We start from the raw sequence: 22,269 nt of genomic DNA, 5'->3' as shown, positions 1-22,269 counted from the left end.
GCCGGCCGGGCCACAGGTCACCCGTCGGCGGCGACACGCTCCCGCACCAGGTCGGAGATCGCCTGCGACGTCGTCCGGGGCTCGATGCCGAGTCGACGCAGCGCGTCGGGTCCGACACCGTCGTCCTCCTCGTCGGCGGTCAGGGCCATGCCGAGGATCGAGGCGAGCTCCGGCTTGGCCCGCCGCAGCGCCCGGCTCCCTGCCGCCAGCGCCGGCCGCGGCACGCGGATCCGCCGGAACCGGGTGCCCGTCTCCCTCTCGAAGCCGTCGACCACCTGATGCCGGGTGAGCGCCTCCGACCCGCCGACCTCCACGGTCGACGGCGGATCGCCGGCGAGCGCCAGCCGGACGCAGGCCTCGGCGACGTCGCCGACGGCGACCAATCGCTCCGGCGTCCGGCCGCGCCCGTAGACCACGGCGAGCCGCCGGTCCGGGTGGATGCCGGTCCGCGGGGACAGCCACGTCTCCTGGAACCGGCTCGGCCGGACGACCACCGACGGCATCGGGGAGGCGGCCAGGGCCCGCTCCGTCTGCCGCTTGGCCGCGGCGAAGGGCGAGCGGGCGACCATGGCGGCGCTCAGCCCGGACATCGACACGAACACGAACCGCTCGACGCCGGCTGTCTCCGCCGCGCGCACCAGCGCGAGGTTGCCGACGCGGTCGACGGCGTCGAGGGTCAGGCCGCGCGCCCGCCCGGCGAGCAGCCGCCCGATGGCGTTGGCGGTCGAGACGACCGTGCCCGCATCGGTCACCGCCCGGTCCAGGCTCGCCGGGTCGGTCAGGTCGCCGGTCACGATCTCGGCGCCGAGCGCTCGCAGGGCGCTCTCGTCGCTCCCCGCACGGACCATCACCCGCACACGCACTCCGCGCCCGGCCAGCAGCGTGGCGATCCGCCCGCCGAGGACGCCGGTGCCACCGCACAGCAGCAGCGTGCCCATCGCGCATCTCCCGCTCCGGCCCCGTGCCCGGCCGACGCTAGCCCGCCCCGGGCCCCCACGCCGGGCCGGATGTCCTCAGTCGCCCTTGACGTTGACCACCTGGCGCAGCGTGTGCCGGATCTCCACGAGGTCGGCGGCGTCGGCCATCACGGTGTCGATCGGTTTGTACGCATCCGGGTGCTCGTCGAGGAAGGCGTCCGAGCGGCCCCAGGCGATGCCCGTCATCCGCTTGTCGAGGTCGGCGCGGGAGAACAGCCGCCGAGCCGCGTTCCGCGAGTGGTTGCGGCCCGCGCCGTGCGGCGCCGACATCAGGGCGTCGGCGTTGCCCTTGCCGGCGACGACGTAGGACGCCGCCCCCATCGACCCCGGGATCAGGCCCTCCTGCCCCGCGCGGGCCGAGATCGCGCCCTTGCGGGACAGCCACACCGACCGTCCGGCGTGCGTCTCGCGCTCGGTGTAGTTGTGGTGGCAGCTGATCTCGGTGACCCGCTCCACCTCGGTGCCGAGGAACCGTGAGACCTGCTCGGCGACGCGGTCCATCATCTCCTCGCGGTTGAGGGCGGCGAACCGCTGGGCCCAGCGCAGCGCCTCGATGTAGGCGTCGAACTCCGGCGTCCCTTCCTCCAGGTAGGCGAGGTCGCGGTCGGGCAGGTCGATCCCGCGGCAGCGCTCCTGCGCGATCCGGATGTGCGTGGACGCCAGCCGGTTGCCCACCCCGCGCGAGCCGGAGTGCAGGAACAGCCACACCCGGTCGGCCTCGTCCAGCGAGACCTCGATGAAGTGGTTGCCCGACCCGAGCGAGCCCAGCTGCAGCGGCCAGTTCGAGCTGACGCCGTCGGCCTGGTCCGCGCCGGGCAGCCCGCGCAGCTCGGCGACCCGCGCCGCGGCGGTGTCGCGGACCTTCTTGTTGTACCGGCCGGCCGACAGCGGGACCGCCCGGGAGATCTGCTCGTGCAGCACCGCCAGGTTCCGGCCGCGCAGGTCGGCCGCGGTGAACTGGGTGCGGACGGCGTTCATCCCGCAGCCGATGTCCACCCCGACCGCCGCTGGGATGATCGCGCCGTCGGTCGGGATGACCGAGCCGACGGTGGCGCCCATGCCCAGGTGCGCGTCGGGCATCAGCGCCAGGTGCGGGTGGATGAACGGCATCGACGCGGTGCGCTCGGCCTGCAGGCGGGTGGTCGGCTCGAGGATCGACGCCCAGTTCAGCAGCCGCTCGTTGATGGTCTCCACGGTCGGCCCATACCCCGTCGGGAGGGCGGACACGGCCGTTCCCGCCCCGCGGTCAGTCGCGGCCGCGGCCTCGATCGCGCTCCCGGTCCTCGCGTTCCTCGGCCCGCTCGCGGCGCCGCTCCTCCCGGTCCCCGTCGTCCCCGTCCCCCTCGCCCGCGGTGTCCGGCACCGGCGGGGCGACGACCACGGGCGGGGGCGGCGGAGGCGGGGGAGGGGGTGGCGCGACGGCGTGGGTGACGGTGACCGTGGTGCCGACGGGCACGTCACCCACCGGTTCCAGCGCCGTCACCGCACCCGCCGGCACGTCGGTGGTCTCGACCGCCCGCAGGACGACGACGAGGTCCAGCCCGGTGAGCTCGGCCTGGACCCGGTCCACCGGCCGGCCGACGTGCTCCGCGGCGACCAGCCGGACGCGCGGCACGAGCGGCGCCGGCGGCGCGGCGGCCACCGACGAGGGCGAGGGCGTCGGCACCGCCGACGGCCCGCTGGTCGCTGCCGGGTCGCCGCTCGACCCCAGGAGCAGCCCGGTCGCCACCGCCGCGACCGCCAGCAGCGCGACGACCAGCGGCACGAGCACGCGGGCCCCCCACCGGCGGGAGCCGGAGGCCTCGTCGAGGACGTCGTCGTCCGGCAGCCCGGCACGGTCCTGGGGCGCACCACCGACGTCCCCGAGCGGCACGGCCATGGCACGGGTCTCCGGCTCGGTGCGCACCGCGGGCATCACCAGGGTGTCGAACCGGGCGGGCCCGTCCGGGGCGACCACCTCGTCGATCGCGGCCAGCAGCGCCGCGCCGTCGGCGATCCGGCCGGCCGGGTCCTTGACCAGCGTCCGGTCGACCAGCCGCCGCACCGGCTCGGGGACGTCGTCCGGCAGCGGGGCCGGGGTCTCCCGCAGCTGGAGCACCGCCACGTCGACCGGGTTGTCCCCGTCGAACGCACGCCGGCCGGCCAGGCACTCGTAGGCGACCATGCCCCAGGAGTAGACGTCGCTGGCGGCGGTGGCCTTCGCGCCCTCCACCTGCTCGGGCGCGAGGTACTGGGCGGTGCCGACGACGTGGCCGGTGCGGGTGACCGCCGCGTTCGCCGCCGACCAGGCGATCCCGAAATCGGTGATCTTGACGGTGCCGTCGTCGCCGACCAGGACGTTGCCCGGCTTGACGTCCCGGTGCACGACCCCGGCCGCGTGCGCCGCGGCCAGCCCGGCGGCGGCCTGGCGCAGCACGTCGAGGGCCCGGGTCGGAGACAGCCGCCGCTCCCGCTGCAGCACCGTCGACAGCGGCTCGCCCTCGACGAGCTCCATCACCAGGTAGACCAGCCGGTCCCCGCCGGCGTCCACCTCGCCGTAGTCGTGCAGCACGGCGACGTTGGGGTGCACGAGCCCCGCGGAGAGCCGGGCCTCGGTCCGGAAGCGGGTCAGGAAGACCGCGTCGCCGGTGTACTCGCTGCGCAGCACCTTGACCGCGACCTGCCGGCCGAGGACGAGGTCACGGGCGCGCCACACCTGCCCCATCCCGCCCGTGGCGAGGAGGAGTTGCAGCTCGTACCGGTCCTCGAGGACGCTGCCCGCCTTCTGCATCGGCGCGACGGTCAGACCGGGTCGACCAGGCGCAGCGGCGGGTGCAGGACCAGCCGCTTCTCCAGGGTGACCCGGTGCCGGCCGTCGGGCTCGTGCACGAAGCTCAACCGGTCCACCAGCGCCTGCATGAGCAGCAGCCCGCGGCCGTCGTCCAGCGGGGAGCGCTCCTCGCCGGCGGGCAGCGCGTCGACGTCGAACCCGTCGCCGCCGTCGAACACGCTGATCCGGCAGGTCCCGTCGACGATGTCGACCTGGACCTCGTAGTCCACGTCCCCCGCCGCGTGCTGGACCACGTTGGCGCACGCCTCGGTCAGCGCCAGCGCGACCTCGTCGACCACGGGCGGGTCGACCTGCAGGTGCTCCAGCGCCTGGCGGCAGAGCCCCCGGACGAACGGGACGCTGGTCGAGTCCACCGGCAGACGGACGGTGAACGAGATGTCCACGGGCGGATCACCCTTCGCGGTCGGCGGCAACTACCCTGCGGAGGAGCCAGTGCACACCGACGAGGGGACCGACCCGTGCTGTTCGAGATCGAGCGGACGACGGTGCTCGGACGCCCTGCGGTGAGGGTACGCGGCGAGCTCGACATCGCGACGGCGCCACGGCTGGCCGAGGCGGTCGACGCGCAGCTGGCCACGTCCCCGAGTTCGATGGTCATCGACCTCACGGAGACGACGTTCATGGACTCCTCCGGCGCCCGGCAACTGGCGCGCTCCGCCCGCGCTGCCACCGGCAGCGGCGTGCCCCTCCAGGTGGTCTGCCCGCAGGAGAACCGGCCGGTCCGCTTGGTCATCGACCTCCTGGAGCTGCAGGCGCTGGTCCCCGTCGTGGAGGCGGCCAGGGGCATCGACGGAGTGGTCGGCCCGTAGGGTCGCCGGCGATGACGTCGCCGCCGAGTTCCGCACCGACCGGTGTCCCGGCCCTCGGCGACGAGGCCCTGCAGCGCTGCGCGGACGAGCCGATCGCCGTCCCCGGCGCCATCCAGCCGCACGGCGCCCTGCTCGCGGTCACCGAGCCCGAGCTCGCCGTCGTCGTCGCCTCGGCCAACGCCGCGGAGCTGCTGGGCGAGGGGGACGACCTCTCCGCCGTCCTGGGGGACGCCGATCTCACCCGGCTGCGTGCCGGGCTGGCCGGTGACCTCGCGGAGCTCAACCCGCTGCGGGTGACCGTGCGCGGCGCCGAGTTCGACCTCGTCGTGTCCCGCGCCGACGGGCTGCTGCTCACCGAGTGGGAGCCGGTCGAGGGCGCCGAGGAGGCCGGGGCGGCCTGGCACCGCCGGCTGCCGGCGGTGCTCCAGCGGCTGTCGGCCACCACCGGTCTGGCCGGGCTCGCCGACACCCTCGCCCGCGACGTCCGCACGCTCACCGGGTTCGACCGCGTGATGGTCTACCGCTTCGACCCGGAGTGGAACGGCGAGGTGGTCGCCGAGGCCCGGCGTGCCGACCTCGCCCCCTTCCTCGGCCTGCGCTACCCCGCCAGCGACATCCCGGCCCAGGCCCGCGCGCTCTACACGACCAACTGGCTGCGGCTGATCCCCGACGCCACCTACCGCCCGGTGCCGTTGCGGCCGGCGACGGATCCGCGGACCGGGCGGCCGCTGGACCTCTCCGGGGCCGCGCTGCGCAGCGTCTCGCCGGTGCACCTGGAGTACCTCGCCAACATGGGCGTGATCTCCTCGATGTCGGTGTCGCTGATCGACCGCGGCCGGCTGTGGGGCCTCATCGCCTGCCACCACTACGCCGGCCCGCACCGGCCCTCGGTGGCCGACCGGACGGCGGCGGAGTTCCTCGGCCGCACGGCCTCGCTGCTGCTGCACACCACGGTCGAGGCCGGCGAGCGCGACGACGTCGTCGGGGTGGCCGAGCGCCAGGCGGCGCTGGTGGCGGCGCTGGGCCGCACGCCGCGCGCGCCGGCGCAGGCGCTCACCGAGGGGTCGCCGACCGTGCTCGACCTGCTGCCCGCGGGTGGCGCGGCGCTCCGCCTGGACGGGCGGCTGCACCTGATCGGGACGACGCCGCCCGCCGACCGGGTCGCCGCGCTGGTCCCGGCGTTGCTGGCCACCGGGGCGCCGGCCACCGACGCGCTGGCGCAGGTGCTGCCCGGGGCCGCCGACGTCGCCGCCACGGCCAGCGGCCTGCTCGCCGTCGAGGTCGGTGCCGGGGACTTCCTCGCCTGGTTCCGCCCGGAGACCGTCCGCGAGGTGACCTGGGGCGGCGACCCGCACACGTCGAAGACCGTCGACACCGGCGCCGGCCCGCGGCTGTCCCCCCGGCGGTCCTTCGCCGCCTGGAGCGAGACGGTCCGCGGAACGGCGCCGCCCTGGCGCCCGCACGAGATCGCCGCCGCCCGGGCACTGGCCGGGCACCTCACCGAGTCGGCCCTGCAGCGGGCCGGCGAGGACAACCGGCTGGCCGCCGCCCTGCAGCGCACGCTGCTGCTCGAGCAGCTGCCCGAGGTGCCCGGTCTGGAGCTGGCCGCCCGCTACCGGCCCAGCACGGCCGACGTGGTGGGCGGCGACTGGTACGACCTGGTGCCGCTGCCGAGCGGCCGGATCTCGATCGTGCTCGGCGACGTGGCCGGCCACGGGCTCGCGGCGGCGGCCATCACCGCGCAGCTTCGGCACGCGCTGCGCGCCCACCTGCTCCGCGACCGCGGCCCGGCCGCGGCGCTGCAGGCCCTCAACGAGGTGATCGCCGCGCTGCTGCCCGGCGAGCTCGCCACCGCCGTCATCGCCGAGGTCGACCCCGAGACCGGGGACGTCGCCGTGACCAACGCCGGGCACCTGCCGGCGCTGCACGTGACCGCCGCCGGGGTCTCGCTGCTGCGCGAGGGCCGCGGACCGGCCCTCGGCCTGCTCGACACCGTCGACTACCCCGAGGCCCGGACCCGGCTGGTCGACGCCGACCGGCTGCTGCTCTACAGCGACGGCCTGGTCGAGCGGCGCGACGTCCCGCTGCCCGACCGGCTGGACACCCTCCGCGCCGCCGCGGGGACGGCCGAGGCGGGCCCGGAGGCGCTGCTGGACGCCGTCCTCGCCGCCCTGGACCCCCCGGACGCCGACGACGTCACCCTGGTCGGCCTCGGCCGCACCTGAGCGGCGCCGGACCCGGTCAGCCCGGCACGCGGTCCAGCACGTAGGACCCGGGTGCCGCCTCGAGCGGCGGGTGGTTCCCGCTGCCCAGCTCGCGCGGCGCGGGCACCTCGTCGCCCGAGCGCTCGACCGTCCAGGGCGCCCAGCTCTCCCACCAGCTGCCGGTGTGCCGCTCGGCCGTGGCGCGCCACTCCTCGGGGTCGGGGCCGGTCGCGCTGCCGATCGACCAGTTCATCCGCGGGTTGCCCGGCGGGTTGACCAGGCTCTGGACGTGCCCGCTGGAGCTGAGGACGAACGTGCTCGGGCCCGAGAACAGCTGGGTGGTCCGGTAGCACCCGGTCCAGGGCGTGATGTGGTCGGTGACCGCGCCGGTGACGAACGTCGGCACGGTGATGGAGCCGAGGTCGACCGGGCTGCCGAGCACGGTCTCCGCGCCCGGCCGGACCAGCGTGTGCTCCTGGTAGATCCGCAGGAACTGCTCGTGCAGGGCGGCCGGCAGGTTGGTGCCGTCGGCGTTCCACGCGAGGACGTCGAACGCCGGGGGCGCCTGCCCCATGAGCCACTGGTCGACCAGGTAGTTGAAGATGAGGTCGTCGGGGCGCATCCAGGTGAAGACGCTGCCCATCGTCCGGGCGGGGATGACCCCGCGGGTCCGCGAGATGCGCTTGGACAGGCCGACCATCCGTCGGCCGGAGAAGGCGTTGATCGGTGCGGACCCGCTGAAGTCGAGCAGGGTGACGCCGAACGCGGCGCTGTGCACGCTGGTGTCCTCGACGGCGGCGAGGTGGTTGAGCAGCGTGGTCAGCACGATGCCCCCGGCGCAGAACCCCATCGTGTTGACGTCCGGGGAGCCGGTGACCTGGCGGGCCACGGCGATGGCCCGGCGGATCCGCTCCGCGTAGGTGTCGAGGTCCCAGTGCGCGTGCTGCCGCGACGGGTTGCGCCAGCTGATGAGGAAGACCTGCAGGCCCTGCGCGACCGCGTACTCGACGAAGCTGCGGCCCGGCCGCAGGTCGAGCATGTAGTAGCGGTTGATCATCGGCGGCACCAGGAGCAGCGGCCGCTCCCGGACACGCGCCGTCGTGGGCCGGTACTGGATCAGCTCGATGACCTCGTCCCGGTACACGACCGCGCCCGGGGTGACGGCGACGTCGCGGCCGACGACGAACGCCGAGCGGTCGGTCTGCTGGGGGAGGCCGCCGTTGTGCACCACGTCGGTCACGAGCGCCTTCGCGCCGCGGACGACGCTGCGCCCACCGGTCTCGACGGCCTTCTTCAGCGCGGCCGGGTTGCCGAGCAGGGTGTTCGTCGGTGCGGCCGCGCTGGTCAGTGCGCCGACGGCGAAGCGGGCCCGCTCGACGGCGCGCGGGTCGCCGCCTCCGGCCTGGTACCGGTCGACCAGCCGATCGAGGGCGGCGGACCAGGCGAGGTAGCCCTGCCCCAGCCGCCGGTAGGCCGGGTTGTCCCGCCAGGCCGGGTCGGCGAAGCGCCGGTCCTCCGGGGCCGGCGCGGTGCGGGCGGTGCCCGCCGTGATCGCCGCCAGGTCGCGGCCGAGACCCACCGTCTCGGCGACGACGGCCTTCGCTCCCGCGAGCGCCCCGGCGAGACCGCCCGGCGCGGCGTGGGCCGGCGCGGCGCCACCCTCCGGGACGTGGGGGCGGTCGGCCTCCTGCGAGGTGCGGGGCGGGGGGACGGTCACGGCATCGGACATCGGTGCTCCTCGCTGTGGGCCGGGGAGGTCCACGCTAGGGGCGGTCGCCCCTCCGGCGACCGGGCCCAAGGTCCCGGGTCGGGCGAGAGGCGCCGCACACCTCACACGAGGAAGCGGTAGGCCGTCGTCCCCGGGGCGAGGTGCTGGATCCGGAGCGGGCTGGCCTCGATCCGCGCCAGCAGCGCGGGGAGGGTGTCGGCGCGGCCCAGCTCGATGCCGGTCAGCGCGGCGCCGGTCTCCCGGTTGTCCCGCTTGACGTACTCGAACAGCACGATGTCGTCGTCGGGGCCGAGCACCTCGTCGAGGAAGCGCCGCAGCGCACCCGGCTCCTGCGGGAACTCCACCAGGAAGTAGTGCTTCAGGCCGCGGTGCACCAGCGAGCGCTCGATCACCTCGGCGTACCGGCTGACGTCGTTGTTGCCGCCCGAGAGCAGGCACACCACCGTCTGACCGGGCTCGACGCGGACCACCCCACCCGACAGCGCGGCCGCCGCCAGCGCCCCGGCGGGCTCGGCGATGATCCCGTCCACCTGGTACAGGTCCAGCATCTCGGTGCAGACCTGGCCCTCGGGCACCGGCAGCAGCTCCGCGCCGCAGTCGCGGACCAGCGGCGTGGTGACGCTCCCGGAGCGGCGGACGGCGGCGCCGTCGACGAAGGTGTCGATCTCCGGCAGCTCCACCGGCCGCCCCGCGGCCAGCGCCGCCGCCATGCTCGCGGCCCCGGCCGGCTCGACCCCGACGATCCGGGTGCCCGGGCTGTGCGCGCGCAGCCAGGTGCCGCAGCCGGCCAGCAGGCCTCCGCCGCCGACCGGCAGCACCACGACGTCGGGGGCCTGCGGCAGCTGCTCCAGCAGCTCGACGGCGACCGTCGCCTGCCCGATCACCGTCGACAGCGCGTCGAAGGCCGGCACCAGCGTGGCGCCGGTGGCCCGTGCCCGCGCCTCCGCGGCGGCGGCGGCGTCGTCGTAGGTGTCGCCGGCGACGACCAGCTCGACGGCGTCCCCGCCCAGTGCGGCGATCCGCTCCCGCTTCTGCCGCGGCGTCGTCCCCGGCACGAACACCGAGCCGTGCACCCCCAGCACCCGGCAGGCGTGCGCCACGCCCTGGCCGTGGTTGCCCGCGCTGGCGCACACCACCCCGGCGGCGCGCGCGCCGGCGTCCAGTCCGCTGATCGTGGTGTAGGCGCCGCGGACCTTGTAGGAGCGGCCGACCTGCAGGTCCTCGCGCTTGAGCCACACGTCGGCGCCGGTGGCGGCGGACAGCCGGTCGGCGCGCTGCAGCGGCGTCCGCAGCGCCACGCCGGCCAGCCGGTCGACGGCGGCGCGCACCCGCGCGGCGAACTCGGCGGGGTCGAGGCGCGGTTCCGCGGTCTCCAGGGGCTCTGCCGTCACCCCGCCATCCTCGCCGTCGGCCCGGGCGGGCCCGCGCGCGGGCTCAGCGGGTGCCGGGGCGGCGCCGGTGCCGGCGGGGCGGGCCGTCGTCGGGCTCGCCGCCCTGGCGCCGGGCGAAGGACTCGGCGAGCTCCCGCGGCCAGTCGTCGTCCACCAGGAGCAGCGCCAGCTGCCGGGTCAGGATGCCGTCCACGTCGGCGGCCGGCAGCTCCGCACCGAAGACCACCTCGCGCAGCGCCCAGCCGTTCCCCGCCGTGCCGCCGGTGGCCACGGCGACGGCGAGGCGCTCCACGCCGGCGACGTCCATCCGCAGCGCCGCCCAGCGCAGCACCGGGGGCAGCCCGGAGACCGGCACGGCGGACTCCAGCCGGGTCAGCCAGCCGACGTCGGCGACCAGCAGGTGCCCGAGCAGCGCCCGGTGCTCCTCCTCCCACGCCCCGCCGGCCGCGCGCCACTGGGCGGTGAGCTCGTCGCCGACCACCCGCCGCCGGGTCGCCAGCAGCGCCAGCTCCCACCGGTCGACGGTCAGGTCCAGCAGCGGCAGCGGGACGCCCAGGCTCAGCGTCTGCTCGACCAGCAGCCCGGCCGCCCGGTCCAGCCGGGCGATCCGCCGCCCGCCGGCCACCGCGTCGGCGAAGGCGGTGCACAGGTCGCCCTGGGTCAGGCCGGCCAGCTGCACGGCGGACTCGGCCGGGCCGGCGGCGCCGTCGAACACCTCGTCGAGCAGGGCGGCCAGCACCGCCAGCCGCAGCCGGTCGGCCGCGGCGGGCGACCGGCCGGCCGCCGCCTGCAGGGCGCCGGCGATCACCGCGTCGTCGGCGGCCAGGTCCAGGGCGGCGGCCGCGTTGCGCCCGCGCACCAGCCAGCCCGGCCCGGCGCCGGAGGCCAGCACGCACTCGACCTGGTCGGCGGTCAGCGCGTCGGCGTCCTGCTCGGCCCACGCGTCGGCGAACAGCCAGGCATCCATGCCGCGCAGGTCGGCGACGTCGTCGGGGGGCAGCTCCGCCTTGCTGGCCGCCTCGAGCAGCGTCCGGGCGCGGTCGGTGTCGGCCGGCCCCGCGGCCAGCCGCCGTCCGCCCGCCGACGCCCGCGCCGGGCCGGTGTCGGCCAGCTCGACGACGACGGCCGCGGTGTCCCCGTCGTCCTCCCGCGGGCCGGCGTGCAGCGTCACCGCGGCGGTCAGCGCGCGCGGCAGGACGTCGAAGACCACGTCGGCCACCTCCCGCCCCGACGGCGTCCGGCGGGGCAGCGCGACGACCCCCTCGCCCGCGGCCAGCGCGGCCAGCAGCAGCGCCACCGACGGGGTGAGCGCGTCCACCTCCTCGGGCGGCAGGGCCGGCGACGAGCGGGGAGCCGGCGGCACGCGCAGCGGCGGGGACTCGGCGGTCGGTGCGGCGTCGCCGGGCAGCGCGTCCAGGAACCGGCCGGCACGGCGCAGCGCCAGCAGGTCGCGCACGCCCAGCCTCCCACCGCCGTCCCACAGGAGGTGCACCAGGTAGTTGCCCGGACGGCCGAAGCCGTCGGCGCTGGCGGCCACCTTGCGGTAGAGCACCCGACCGGCGCCCCGTTGCAGCAGCCCGTAGGCCTCCCCGGCGTCCGGGCGGAACCCGACCAGCGCGCCCAGCGCCTTGCGGGTGCGGCCGACCTCCGCGGGCCAGTCGGCCGACAGCGCGAAGACGCCGAACCCGGGACCCTCGAGCGTCCGGCTGGCCGACGTGTACAGCGCCTGGGGGAAGGTCCGCCCGCTCATCCCGACCACTCGCCGCGCAGCGCCGAGCCGGTCTCCTCCGGGTCCAGCCCCTCCTCGGAGACGACGCCGTGCCGGGCCAGCAGCACCAGCAGCGGGTCCAGGCAGCCGACCGGGGAGATCTCGGGATAGCCGCCGTCCTTCGCGTCGACGCCGGTGGCCGACACGGCGTGCACGGTCGGCCGCGGCAGCCGGTTGAGCACCGCGGTCAGCAGGTTCGAGCCGCCGCTGAGCTCGAGGAAGTCGACCAGCCGGGAGCTGTTGCGGCGCACGTCCTCGAACCAGGAGGCCAGCGGGCGGGCGGCCAGGTCGGTGTCGCGCAGGACGTCGGCGGGGAAGTCGGGCACCGACCGCAGCTTGTCGGCCTTGCTGAGCACGACCGCGGTGGACACGTCGGCGAGGTGGCTGTCGGGGTGCACGTTGCGCGCCGTCCGCAGCAGGTTGGCCAGGTTGACCACCATCTGGGTGTGCCGGGCCAGGCCGATCGACTCCTCCCCGGCGTCGGCCAGGTGCCGCAGCCGCGGGAAGACGCCGGGGGAGAGGATCACCAGCAGCGACGTCGCCGCGTACAGGAAGCGGCCGTACTGGCCCATGTCCTCGCTCCGGTAGAGCTGCTCGCCCGAGGCGTCGAAGAAGACCAGGTTGACCGCCCGCTCGGTCCCGCCCCGGCCGGCGCCGCGCAGGACCAGCATGAACGGCTCCGGTGAGCTGCCCTCGCCGAGCAGCGGCAGGGTCAGCGGCAGCTGCCGCTTCTGCACCATCAGCCGGTAGCGGTGGTCGTCGAAGCGGGCGGCGCTCTCCTCGTCCATCTCCACCGAGATGCCCAGCGGCGCCAGCGCCCCCTCGTGCAGCAGGTCGACCAGCACCGTCAGGTAGGTGCTCTTCGACGCGCCGGTGAGCCCGACCAGCCCAACGACGACGGTCGGCCGGTCGAGGTAGTCCGGGGGCAGCCGGTGGCCGTTCGGGCAGGTGGGCGCCACGTTGGCCGCGGCGGCACCGGCGGCGTCCTTCGGGGTGGGCAGCGGCGCGGGCTCCATGCGCAGCGGGTCGAGCAGCTTCTGCCACCGGGTCCGGCGCTCCACCGGTGGGCGCTGCGGGACGCCGGTGGCGTCCCGCCACACCGGGGTGGTCAGGGGTTCCAGGCAGCGGGGGCAGACGCGGCGCCTCATCAGCGGACGAAGAGCGCGAAGAAGACGACGGCGGTCGCGCAGAACACCGCGAGCAGCACCCGCTGGCGCTCGCGGAACCGCTGGCGGCGCGCGTCGAGGCGCTGCTGGGCCAGGGCCCGCTCGTACATGCCAGACACGCAGGTCCCCTCTCAGACGACGACGTGGAAGAGGACGGCCAGCACCAGTCCCGCGACGATGCCCAGCAGCACGGCGACCGCGACCGCCGCGGCGAAGCCCGCCCGGGTGTCGGCGACGGCGCGCTCCAGGCGGGCCAGCTCGTACCGCCCGGCCTCGACGACCGCCCCGAGGGACTGCAGGTCGCGCATCGTCGTCCGCGGGTCGGGGATCTGCGACGTCCCGCCCAGCCAGCGGGTCCGCTGCTCGACCTGCCGGGCCAGCCGGGCCACCGTGGGACGCCGCTCGGGCGCAAACTTCAGCGCCTGGGTGACGCTGTCGAGCAGGTTCGGCGGCACGGGGGAGAGGTCCAGCCGCCCGGCCCGGAGTGCGAGGAAGTAGTCGGAGTCGGGCATGTCGTCGTCGGGGTCCACCGGGTGGACGGCGCCTGCGGCGTAGGCGATCACCAGGCCCCAGCTGTAGACGTCGCTGGCCTCGGTGAGCACCGCCCCCTGCAGCTGCTCGGGGCTGGCGAACAGCTTCGTGCCCAGCGCCGCAATGCCCGTCGTGGCGGTCCCCGACGGTGCCTCCGGGCCGATGTAGCGGCTGATGCCGAAGTCGACCAGCCAGACGTCGGTGCCCGAGATGATGATGTTGCCCGGCTTGACATCGCGGTGGACGACGCCCGCGGCGTGCACGTCGCGCAGCGCCCGCAGCAGGCCGATCGCGATCCGGCGCAGCTCCTCGGCGTTGAGGCCGGCGGAGCGGTGGGCGAGGAACTCGTCCAGCGGCGTCCCCTGCACGTACTCCTGCACGTAGTAGGGGGCGCCCGCGGTGAGGTCCTGGTCGACGATGCGCGCCACCCGTGAGCTCTTCACCCGGGAGGCGTTCTCGACCTCCTTGGCCAGCCGGCGGCGGGCGAGCTCGGGTGCCGCCTCGGGCAGCCGCTTGATGACCACCAGCGGGCCGTCCCCGCCGTCCGGGCCCTCCGGCGCGCGCCGGCCCACGAACACGTCGGCGCCCTGCCCACCGCGGGGCAGGCGGCACAGCAGCGCGTACGGGCCGATCCGGTCGGCGTCGCCGGGCTCCAGTGGGTCCACCTGCCGCGTGTCGGCCAGGTCGGCGACGGCCACGTCGAGAGCCTCGTCCACGGTGGGCGGTCCTCCCCGTCGTCGGCGGCTGGGCTCCGACGCTAGAGCGCGAACCTGTGAACCACCATGCACGTCACCCACATGTGATCTGCATGTATCGCAGCTATCATGCAATCATGCCGGTGTCCATGACCATCCGCGACGTGCCGGACGAGACCCGCGACGTCCTCGCCGCCCGTGCCGCCCGAGCCGGCCAGTCCCTGCAGGAGTACGTGCGAGCAGAACTGACCGCGCTGGCCGCGCGGCCCAGTCCCGACGACCTCTGGGACCGCGTCCGGAGCCGGGTGCGCGCCACCGGCACGCGGGTCCCCGCCGACGTCGTCCTCGAGGCCCGGGACGCCGACCGGCGATGACCGTGGTCGCCGACTCCTCGGCGGTGTTCGCGGCGCTCGTCGACGGGGGGCCGGACGGCGAGTGGGCAGCGCGGACGCTGGCCCGCCGGCCCCTCGCGGCTCCAGGGCACCTGCTCGTCGAGGTGTCCGCCGTCCTGCGGCGCGCCGTGCTGACCGGCCACCTGAGTCGCGACGTCGCCGCCCTGGCCCATCGGGACCTCACCGATCTCCGGGTGGGGACCTTCGCCTTCGAGCCGCTGGCGGACCGGGTGTGGGAGCTGCACCCCACCGTGACCGCCTACGACGCCGCCTACGTGGCCCTGGCCGAGGCGCTGGACGCCCCGCTGGTCACGCTCGACCGCCGGCTCGCCCGCGCGAGTGGCCCCACCTGCGCGTTCCTCCTGCCGGACTGAGGGAGCGGAACACAGAGGTCCGTCCGGGACGTTGGGGTCTCGGAGCACGTGCGGGCGAGATCTCTGGGGTGGCGGATGAGCGGGATGCGGACCGGGTCCCGGCCGCGCCATGCCGTGACTCCTCCGCCGCCCCGCCGGCCCAGGAACGGCCGGCCGGTGGTCCTCGCGGCCGCTGCCGTGGTCGGCCTGCTGGCGGCGCTGGTGCTGGTCGCCGTCGTCGTCCCCGGGGCGCGCCACCTGCTGCCCGGCGAGGCCGCGCCGACGACGTCGGAGGAGGCGAGCCCGACGCCCGAGGACACCACCGACCTGACCAATCCGGCCAAGCGCGACCGCGCGCTGCAGCTGGTCTCCAGCGCGGAGAACTCCACGCTCGACTGGCGGGCGCAGTACGGCTACATCGAGTGGGACGTCGAGGGCGTCCCGGAGGAGAACCGCGGCTACACCGCCGGCCTCATCGGCTTCTGCAGCGGCTGCGGCGACATGACCCGGCTGGTCGAGTACTACGCCAGCACCGCCCCCGGGAACCGGCTGGAGCGCTACCTCCCCGCCCTGCGCGAGCAGGAGGAGCTCGGCATGGGCAACGTGACGCAGGCGGGCCTGGGCCGGGCGTTCGTCGACGACTGGCGCGCCGCCGCCGATGACCCGCTGTTCCAGGCGGCGCAGGACCACGTCCTGGACCTCGTCTACTTCGACCCGGCCGTCGAGCAGGGCCGCGCCGACGGCGTGCACGCGCTCGGCCAGTTCATCTACTTCGACGCCCTGGTCATGCACGGGCCCGGGACGGACGCCCGGAGCTTCGGCGGCATCCGGGACGCCGCGCTGCAGGTGGCCTCCCCGCCCAGCCAGGGCGGCGACGAGGTCGAGTGGCTGGACGCCTTCCTCGACGCCCGCGTCGCGGCGATGCAGGCGGAGCGGGCGCACCGCGACACGAGCCGGGTCGACACCGGGCAGCGGCAGTTCCTGGAGCAGGGCAACCTGCACCTCAACCCCCCGCTGCGCTGGGCGACCTACGGCGACGCCTACCGCATCCCCTGACCAGGGCGCCCCGCGCCGGGCTCTGGACCTCTCCGCGCGGAGTCCTCCGGACTTTCGGCGCCGAGAGTCCGGACCCGGGCTCTGGCGCGGGGGAGTCCCCGGGTCAGACGGCGGTGAGCAGGCCGGACTCCTGGCGGGTGACCCGGCCGGCGCCGAGGACGCCGTCCAGGGCCACCTGCAGCAGCGGCAGCAGGGACGGCGTCCGGCGGCGGTAGCCGAAGACCTCCGCCGTCCGCAGGAACAGCTCGTCCTGCGTCATCCCCGCCCCGGTCCGGCACAGCGCCACCATCGCGTTGCCGACCTCGATCGGGGCCACGTGCTCCAGCGGGCGCTCGGCGCTGGCGGCCTGGCGGCGGAACCCCACCCAGCTGCCGCGGTCGGCGTCCTCGGCCCAGACGAACTCGCCGTCGAGGGTGGCCGGCGGCAGCAGCGCCAGCAGAGCGTCGCGCCGGGCCTCGGTCACCCGGGTCAGCCCGAACGCGGCGGCGGTCAGCCGGGTCAGGCGGTCGCGGTGCACCGGGCCCTCGGCCTTGACCCCGGCGAGCAGCACCCGCTTGACCGTGCGGGCCACCCGCGCGTCGGCCAGGGAGTCCAGGGCCTTGCGGTCGCCGGCGCTCTTGGGCGCCCACGGCACGAACGGTGCCTCGCCGTCCAGCTGCGGCGCCGCGGGCGCCTTGCGCGGCGCCCGCCGGGCCGGCTTCGGCGCGGCGGCGACGGGCTCCGGGTCGGCGACGACCGGCTCCACCACAGCCGGGACGGCGGCCCGCAGCGGCGCCACGACCACGACGTCCGGCTCGACCGGCGGGGCGGGAACGGCCGGCCCTGCCCCTGCGTCGGCCGGGGGCGCCACGAGGGCCGGCTCGTCGGCGGCCATCGTGGCCACGATGGCCGGGAGCGGGGACGGGGCGATCGCCTCGACGGCGGCGACGAGCCGGTCCAGGACGGCGGTGCGGTCGGCCAGCCAGGTCGGCAGCCACACCCGCTCGACGGCGGGCCAGCGCAGCATGCCCGACAGCACCTCGACGGGCAGGCCGTCGCGGTCGCCCACGGTGCGCCGGCCGGCCCAGGCCGGACCGTCGAGCAGCACCGCCATCACCAGCGTCTCGGGCGCGTCCGCCGGGGCCACCGACAGGTCGATCCGGAAGTCCGACAGGCCGACGTCGGTGCGCACGGCCAGCCCGCGCTCGCGCAGCGCGGCCGCGATCTCCTCGCGGTGCCGGTCGGGCACGCCCACCGGCCGGGCGTCCCGCGGCAGCGCGTCGGTGCCCAGCGCGGCCAGGTCGAGGTAGGCGCGCAGGTGCTTGATGCCCACCGACGAGGTCTGCTCGGCGCGCAGCTGGGCGGGCTCGAAGGAGGTGAAGACGACGACCTGCCGCCGGGCGCGGGTGACCGCCACGTTGAGCCGACGCTCGCCGCCCACCCGGTTGAGCGGGCCGAAGTTCAGCGGCAGGAAGCCGCGGTCGTTGACGCTGAAGCCGGTCGAGAAGAGGACGACGTCCCGCTCGTCGCCCTGCACGTTCTCCAGGTTCTTGACGAACAGGCCCTCGCCGTCGGTGCGCTCCAGCGCCTCGGTCAGCCGGTCGTCCCCGGCGTCGCGCAGCAGCCCCTCGATGTAGGCCCGCTGCTGGGCGTTGAAGGTCACCACACCGATGGAGGGCAGCGTGTCCGGCGAGGCGTCGAAGCGGCGGCGGATCTCCGCCACCACCGCCTTGGCCTCCATCGGGTTGGTGCGCAGCAGCCGGCCGGCGCCCGAGCGGTGGAAGGTGCCGTTGACGCGGACCAGCGAGATGCCGCGACCGTCGACGTCGGCCGAGGGGCGGCCGTGGGTCGGCGCCGGGAACGACGAGAGCCGGTTGTCGTAGTAGTTGGCGTTGCTGAACGCGATCAGCGACTCGTCCTGGCTCCGGTAGTGCCAGGACAGCCACTGCCGGGGCACCCGCGCCTGCACGCACTCGGAGAGGATCGACTCCTCGTCCTCGACCGCGGTGCCCAGCAGTTCCATCGCGTCGTCCTCGGCCGAGCCCGACGACGGCTCGGCGAACGAGGTCGGGGGCATCTGCCGGCTGTCGCCGACGACGACCGCCGCCTTCGCCCGGCCGAGCGCGCCCACCGCGTCGGCCACCCGGATCTGCGAGGCCTCGTCGAACACGACCAGGTCGAACAGGCCGGCCTCGGCGGGGAAGAACCGCGCCACCGAGTCCGGGCTGACCAGCACGCACGGCATGACGGCGGTGACCAGCTCGCCGTACCGGGCCAGCAGCCCGCGCACGCCCAGCCCGCGGCGGGACTTCGCCAGCTCCCGCTGCAGCGCGCCGAGCTGTCCCGCGCCGCCGGCCGGCTCGAGCGACCGGGCCGCCAGCACCGACGCCGGCAGCGCGCTGCGCAGGTGCGCGCGGACCGCCCGTGAGGCCGCGGCGAACCGGGCGATGGCCTTCTCGTGGACCTCGGCGTCGAAGGCCTCCAGGCCACTGGCGGCGCGCCGCTCCGGGAGCGAGGCCAGCGCCAGTCCGTGCTCGAAGGCGCGCAGGGCGTCGTCGGCGGGCAGCTCACCCCGGACCAGCCGCGCCCGGGCCTCCGCCAGTCCGGCGACGCGCAGCGGCTCCAGGGTGTCGATGAAGTCGGCCCACCGGCGCAGGGACATCAGCCCGGTGTGCTCCACGCCGCGCTCGGGGCGGGTCATCTGCCAGCGCAGGATCAGCCCGTCGTCCCCGCACCAGCGCGCCAGCTGCCGCGACCCGGTCCGGCACACCCGCGCCAGCGCGACCAGGGCGCCGCGCAGCCGGGCGACGGCGGCGCCGGCGGCGCGGTCGGGACCGGGCCCCTGGACGACGTACCGGCGCAGCGCGACGGCGAACCCGCTGGCGCTGTCGGCGGCGGCACCGGCGGTCGCCAGCCACTCCACCTGGCCGACGAGCAGTTCCGGGTCGAGCATCGGGTTCCACGTCGGGGGCACCGACAGGCCGGGGATCACCGAGGCGCGGGCCACGATGCCCTGGCCCGCGGTCTGCACCCGCCACAGCTGGGCGGTCAGCTCGGCGACGTCCCCCAGCTTGACCGTCACGCCGGGCCGCAGCACCGGCCGCAGCCGGTCGCGGACCGCCCGCAGCCCCGCCCGGCGGGCGAACCAGGTCGCCGCCTGCGCGGTCTGCGCGGCGACGTACAGCTCGGCCAGCGGCAGCTCCAGCGCCGCTGGGGTGGCCCGCTCCATCCCGGGGTGGACGCCGGTGCTGAAGGCGGCGACCTCGCCGAGCACGTCCGTCGTGGCCGTGGTCCAGCGCTGTGTCGGCACCTCGTCGAGCACGTCGAGCGTGGTCGCCGGCCCCGACAGCAGGTGGGCCAGCGCGTCGAGGTCCTCCGGGGTGCGCGCCTCCCGCAGCGCGCGGGCCAGGTGCGGCTCGGCGGGCAGGTCGCGGATGGCCTGGTCGACGGCGGCCGCGGTCTGCTGGGCGGCGACGAGGTCGACGTCGGCGGTCTCGACGAACGCCCAGGCGTGCCGGGGCGAGGGCCGCACCAGGTCGGCGATGTCGGGCAGCAGCGCCAGGGCACGGCGCACCGAGGTCAGCATCTCCTCGGGGACGGCGGCCGCGAACGCCGCGGGCACCGGCATCGAGGGGACGCCGTCGCGCACCGACAGCGTCGCGGTGCGTGCCGAGTAGTAGGACAGCCCGGCGGCGTTGGGCGCGTGCAGCCGGTCGGCGTAGCGGGCCAGGGTGCGCCGGGCCGAGTGCAGGTCCTCGCTGTCGGCGGCCAGCCCCTGCTCGTCGACGGCGACGGCGTGCTGCAGCGCGGCCGTGATCTGCGCCCGGACGACGGAGCTCTTGCTGCCCTTGTCGTGCAGGTCGAGGGCGAACGGGCTCATGCCGACGGCGTCGAGCCGGCGGGCCACCACGTCGAGCGCCGCCCGCTTCTCGGCGACGAAGAGCACCCGCTTGCCGTCGGCGACCGCGCGGGTGAGCAGGTTGGTGATCGTCTGGGACTTGCCGGTGCCGGGCGGGCCCTCGAGCACGAAGGTGCGTCCGGCGGCGGCCTCGGCCACGGCGCGCAGCTGCGAGGCGTCGGCGGGCACCGGGCACTGCGCGGCCAGCTCGTCGAGGTCGGTCCGGCCGGCCGGGTCGGGCGCCGGGTCGTGGAACGCCTCGGTGGGGGAGTGCACGAGGTGGGCCACGAGCGGGTTGGCGGTGAAGTCGGCCCAGTGCTCGTCGAGGTCCTTCCAGAGCCGGTACTTGGCGAACTGGAGGACGGCGAGGTCGGCGGTCGGCTCGACGCGGTAGGGGAGCGCGGCATCGGCCAGGGCCTGGCGCACGGCCTGCACCGCCCGGTCCACGTCGATGCCGGCGCCGCCCGCGTCGTCGTCCGCGGTGCCGGGCCCGGTCAGCCCCGGCACGGTCAGGCCGTGCAGCTGCCGCAGCTTCTCCAGCAGGCAGTGGTTCGGCGTGCTCGTGCCGGTGTCGTCGACGGTGAGCCGGTACACGCCGTTGCGGCTGGTGGCGGTCAGCACGACCGGGACCAGCACCAGCGGTGAGCGCAGCGGCCGGCCGTCGAGTTCCCACACCAGGCTGCCCAGCGCCAGGTGCAGGTTGTTGGCGCCGGTCTCCTCGAGGACGGTCTTGGCCTTGTAGGCGAGGTTGCGCAGCCGGGGCAGGTAGCCGCCCTCGGTGACGTCGGTGTGCACCGACCGGCGCTCGACCAGCAGCTCGGCCAGCTGGTCGGCCGGGAGCTCGACGGCCGACCGCAGCCCGCGCTCCTGCTGGACGGCCGCCAGCCGGTCGCTGGGGAGCAGGGACACCGCCGTCCCGGCGTGCAGCAGGCCGGCCAGCGTCGCCAGGTGCGTGCCCGGGACGGTCAGCGGCAGGCCGGCGCGCTCGGTGTAGTTGATCAGCCGGTTGCGCAGCGAGAGGTCGAGCAGGCTGTTCTTCCACTGCTGGATCCGCGCCGGCTCCTCCGGCCGGGTGCCGGCCGCCGCCGGGGCGACCCGCTCGACCGGCCGCGCCGCGACGCTGTGCACCGCCGGCCGGTACTCGGCGACCTGCACCGTGCCGTCGGCGCCGCGGGTCCGGGCCGGAAGCGGGACGATGCCGTCGCGCCGGGCGCGGTGGACGTCGGTCACACCGAGGACCCGGTCCAGGTCGCCGGCCAGCCAGGCCTCGTAGGCGGCGGCGTGCAGGTCGCCGTCCCCACCGCGGTTGGTCAGCATCGTGGTCTCGACCAGCCGCACCAGCCCGAGGTCGACCAGGTTGACCAGGGGTGCGACGTCGGTGGTGGCGGCGCTCTCGGCACCGCGCTCCTCCCGCCAGTAGCCGAGGAAGGCGTGCCCGTTCCCGGCCCCCTCGGCCAGCCACAGCAGCGGCCGGATGCCGGCCCGTTCCAGCGCGGCGGCGAGGACGACGACGGTGTCCAGGCACGTGCCCACGCGCCCGTCCAGGACGTCGCCGGGGGTGCGGACCTTCTGGCCGACGTCGGCCCAGCTGGCCGGCGGCTGGCTGTACCGCACGGCCCGCCGTCGCATGGCCTCGGCGAGGGCGGCGACGATCTCGTCCACCCGCTCGGGCCCGGACTGGTAGCCCTGCACCGCGCCACTGCCGGTGCGCTCCTCGAGCAGCGCGCCGGCCTCGTCGATGAGCGCGGTGACGGCCGGGTGGTGCGGGAGGACGTGCGCGGCGAGCATCTCCAGCGCCAGGGGGACGGGGGCGGCCAGCCACTGGTTGGCGGCCAGCACCTGCACGGGGACGGCGGTGCCGGCGACGTCCGCGCCGTCCACCAGCAGGTCGATCTCGATCGAGCCCGGCCGCTGCTCCTCGATCTGCAGCATCGCGGCGGGGTCCATGACCAGCCCGACGTCGCTGAGCACCGTCGTCTGGCCCGCGTCGAGGTCGACCAGCAGCTCGACGGCGGTGCCGATCGGGCCCTCCGCGTCGCACACGCCCAGTCGCACCGTCGCCCCGTGGACGGGACCGCCGTGGTTGGTGAACGCCAGCCGGGAGACCACCGGGACACGGTTGTGCGCCAGGGCGTAGCTGAGCACCGGGGTCGACGTCGCCGCGACCGCCACGGCCGGACGGGCGCCGGTGTCGCTCGCGCTCGGCCGCAGATCCGTGGTGGTGCCCATGGGTCCCTGTCTACCGGTCCGGACGGACCGGTCCGGTCAGGCGCGGGCGGCGGCTGGGACGGGTGGGGCGGGAGCGTCGGATCTGACCACGGAGGACCCCTGCGACGCCTCCGGAGGGTCACGACCCGGGCGTCGCGTGCCGATGGCCGGCCGCCGCTGGCGCGCGCGGCCGGAGGCCGTAACACGGCCGGAACGAAGAACTTCCACGGGGTTCACGAGAACCCCTTCCCCTGACCACGAGACAGCGCTACCTTCTGGATCC

16 protein-coding genes are annotated in these 22,269 nt (G+C 76.0%); 5 read left to right on the top strand and 11 right to left on the bottom strand.

Annotated elements, in window-relative coordinates; translation table 11 throughout:
• Positions 1-17: 17 nt before the first annotated feature.
• The 4 genes from GCU56_RS03890 to GCU56_RS03875 form a co-directional block, all read right to left on the bottom strand.
• Positions 18-938, bottom strand: coding sequence for an SDR family oxidoreductase (locus GCU56_RS03890; protein WP_163480208.1), 921 nt, complete (start codon positions 936-938; stop codon positions 18-20).
• A gap of 75 nt (positions 939-1,013) precedes the next feature.
• Positions 1,014-2,171 carry an RtcB family protein gene (locus tag GCU56_RS03885; RefSeq protein WP_163480207.1) on the bottom strand — a complete coding sequence of 386 codons (1,158 nt, stop codon included), beginning with the start codon at positions 2,169-2,171 and terminating at the stop codon, positions 1,014-1,016.
• 52 nt (positions 2,172-2,223) lie between these two features.
• On the bottom strand, positions 2,224-3,747 hold the full coding sequence (locus GCU56_RS03880; protein WP_163480206.1) for a serine/threonine-protein kinase: 1,524 nt from the start codon (positions 3,745-3,747) through the stop codon (positions 2,224-2,226).
• An 11-nt stretch (positions 3,748-3,758) separates the two neighbouring features.
• A complete protein-coding gene (locus GCU56_RS03875; RefSeq protein WP_163480205.1) occupies positions 3,759-4,190 on the bottom strand; it encodes an ATP-binding protein in 432 nt (143 codons plus the stop codon).
• Between the two features lie 75 nt (positions 4,191-4,265).
• Here GCU56_RS03875 and GCU56_RS03870 point away from each other — a divergent pair, with 75 nt between their 5' ends.
• Positions 4,266-4,616, top strand: a complete 351-nt coding sequence (locus tag GCU56_RS03870; protein WP_163480204.1) for an anti-sigma factor antagonist — start codon at positions 4,266-4,268, stop codon at positions 4,614-4,616.
• Between the two features lie 11 nt (positions 4,617-4,627).
• Positions 4,628-6,841 (top strand): SpoIIE family protein phosphatase, encoded by a 2,214-nt coding sequence (locus tag GCU56_RS03865; RefSeq protein WP_163480203.1) that lies wholly within the window; start codon positions 4,628-4,630, stop codon positions 6,839-6,841.
• Between the two features lie 16 nt (positions 6,842-6,857).
• Here GCU56_RS03865 and GCU56_RS03860 read toward each other — a convergent pair whose 3' ends face one another.
• From GCU56_RS03860 to GCU56_RS03835, 6 genes are all read right to left on the bottom strand, one after another.
• On the bottom strand, positions 6,858-8,549 hold the full coding sequence (locus tag GCU56_RS03860) for a PHA/PHB synthase family protein (protein ID WP_163480202.1): 1,692 nt from the start codon (positions 8,547-8,549) through the stop codon (positions 6,858-6,860).
• Between the two features lie 101 nt (positions 8,550-8,650).
• The gene (ilvA, locus tag GCU56_RS03855) at positions 8,651-9,940 is read right to left on the bottom strand and encodes a threonine ammonia-lyase IlvA (RefSeq protein WP_345771617.1); all 1,290 of its coding nucleotides are present in this window, start codon (positions 9,938-9,940) and stop codon (positions 8,651-8,653) included.
• Positions 9,941-9,983: 43 nt separating this feature from the next.
• Positions 9,984-11,690: a GAP1-N2 domain-containing protein gene (locus GCU56_RS03850; protein WP_163480201.1), complete on the bottom strand. Its 1,707-nt coding sequence runs from the start codon at positions 11,688-11,690 to the stop codon at positions 9,984-9,986.
• Positions 11,687-12,856: a TRAFAC clade GTPase domain-containing protein gene (locus GCU56_RS03845; protein WP_163480200.1), complete on the bottom strand. Its 1,170-nt coding sequence runs from the start codon at positions 12,854-12,856 to the stop codon at positions 11,687-11,689. The genes GCU56_RS03850 and GCU56_RS03845 overlap by 4 nt, the downstream gene beginning before the upstream one ends.
• The gene (locus GCU56_RS03840; protein WP_163480199.1) at positions 12,856-12,993 is read right to left on the bottom strand and encodes a hypothetical protein; all 138 of its coding nucleotides are present in this window, start codon (positions 12,991-12,993) and stop codon (positions 12,856-12,858) included. The genes GCU56_RS03845 and GCU56_RS03840 overlap by 1 nt, the downstream gene beginning before the upstream one ends.
• A 12-nt stretch (positions 12,994-13,005) precedes the next feature.
• On the bottom strand, positions 13,006-14,121 hold the full coding sequence (locus tag GCU56_RS03835) for a protein kinase domain-containing protein (RefSeq protein ID WP_163480198.1): 1,116 nt from the start codon (positions 14,119-14,121) through the stop codon (positions 13,006-13,008).
• Between the two features lie 116 nt (positions 14,122-14,237).
• Here GCU56_RS03835 and GCU56_RS03830 point away from each other — a divergent pair, with 116 nt between their 5' ends.
• The 3 genes from GCU56_RS03830 (at position 14,238) to GCU56_RS03820 (ending at position 15,901) form a co-directional block, all read left to right on the top strand.
• Positions 14,238-14,474 (top strand): FitA-like ribbon-helix-helix domain-containing protein, encoded by a 237-nt coding sequence (locus GCU56_RS03830; protein WP_163480197.1) that lies wholly within the window; start codon positions 14,238-14,240, stop codon positions 14,472-14,474.
• The gene (locus tag GCU56_RS03825; RefSeq protein ID WP_163480196.1) at positions 14,471-14,866 is read left to right on the top strand and encodes a type II toxin-antitoxin system VapC family toxin; all 396 of its coding nucleotides are present in this window, start codon (positions 14,471-14,473) and stop codon (positions 14,864-14,866) included. Before GCU56_RS03830 ends, GCU56_RS03825 begins: the two co-directional genes overlap by 4 nt.
• 156 nt (positions 14,867-15,022) lie before the next feature.
• Complete coding sequence (locus GCU56_RS03820) at positions 15,023-15,901, top strand: chitosanase (protein ID WP_345771616.1); 879 nt, start codon at positions 15,023-15,025, stop codon at positions 15,899-15,901.
• A 103-nt stretch (positions 15,902-16,004) separates the two neighbouring features.
• Here GCU56_RS03820 and GCU56_RS03815 read toward each other — a convergent pair whose 3' ends face one another.
• Positions 16,005-22,007, bottom strand: coding sequence for a DUF4011 domain-containing protein (locus GCU56_RS03815; protein WP_163480195.1), 6,003 nt, complete (start codon positions 22,005-22,007; stop codon positions 16,005-16,007).
• Positions 22,008-22,269: the final 262 nt, after the last annotated feature.

This window comes from Geodermatophilus sabuli (assembly GCF_010686765.1).
GTDB classification, from domain to species: domain Bacteria; phylum Actinomycetota; class Actinomycetes; order Mycobacteriales; family Geodermatophilaceae; genus Geodermatophilus; species Geodermatophilus sabuli_A.
Note: the sequence above shows the minus strand (reverse complement) of the source record. Positions and strands in the feature narration are given on the sequence as shown.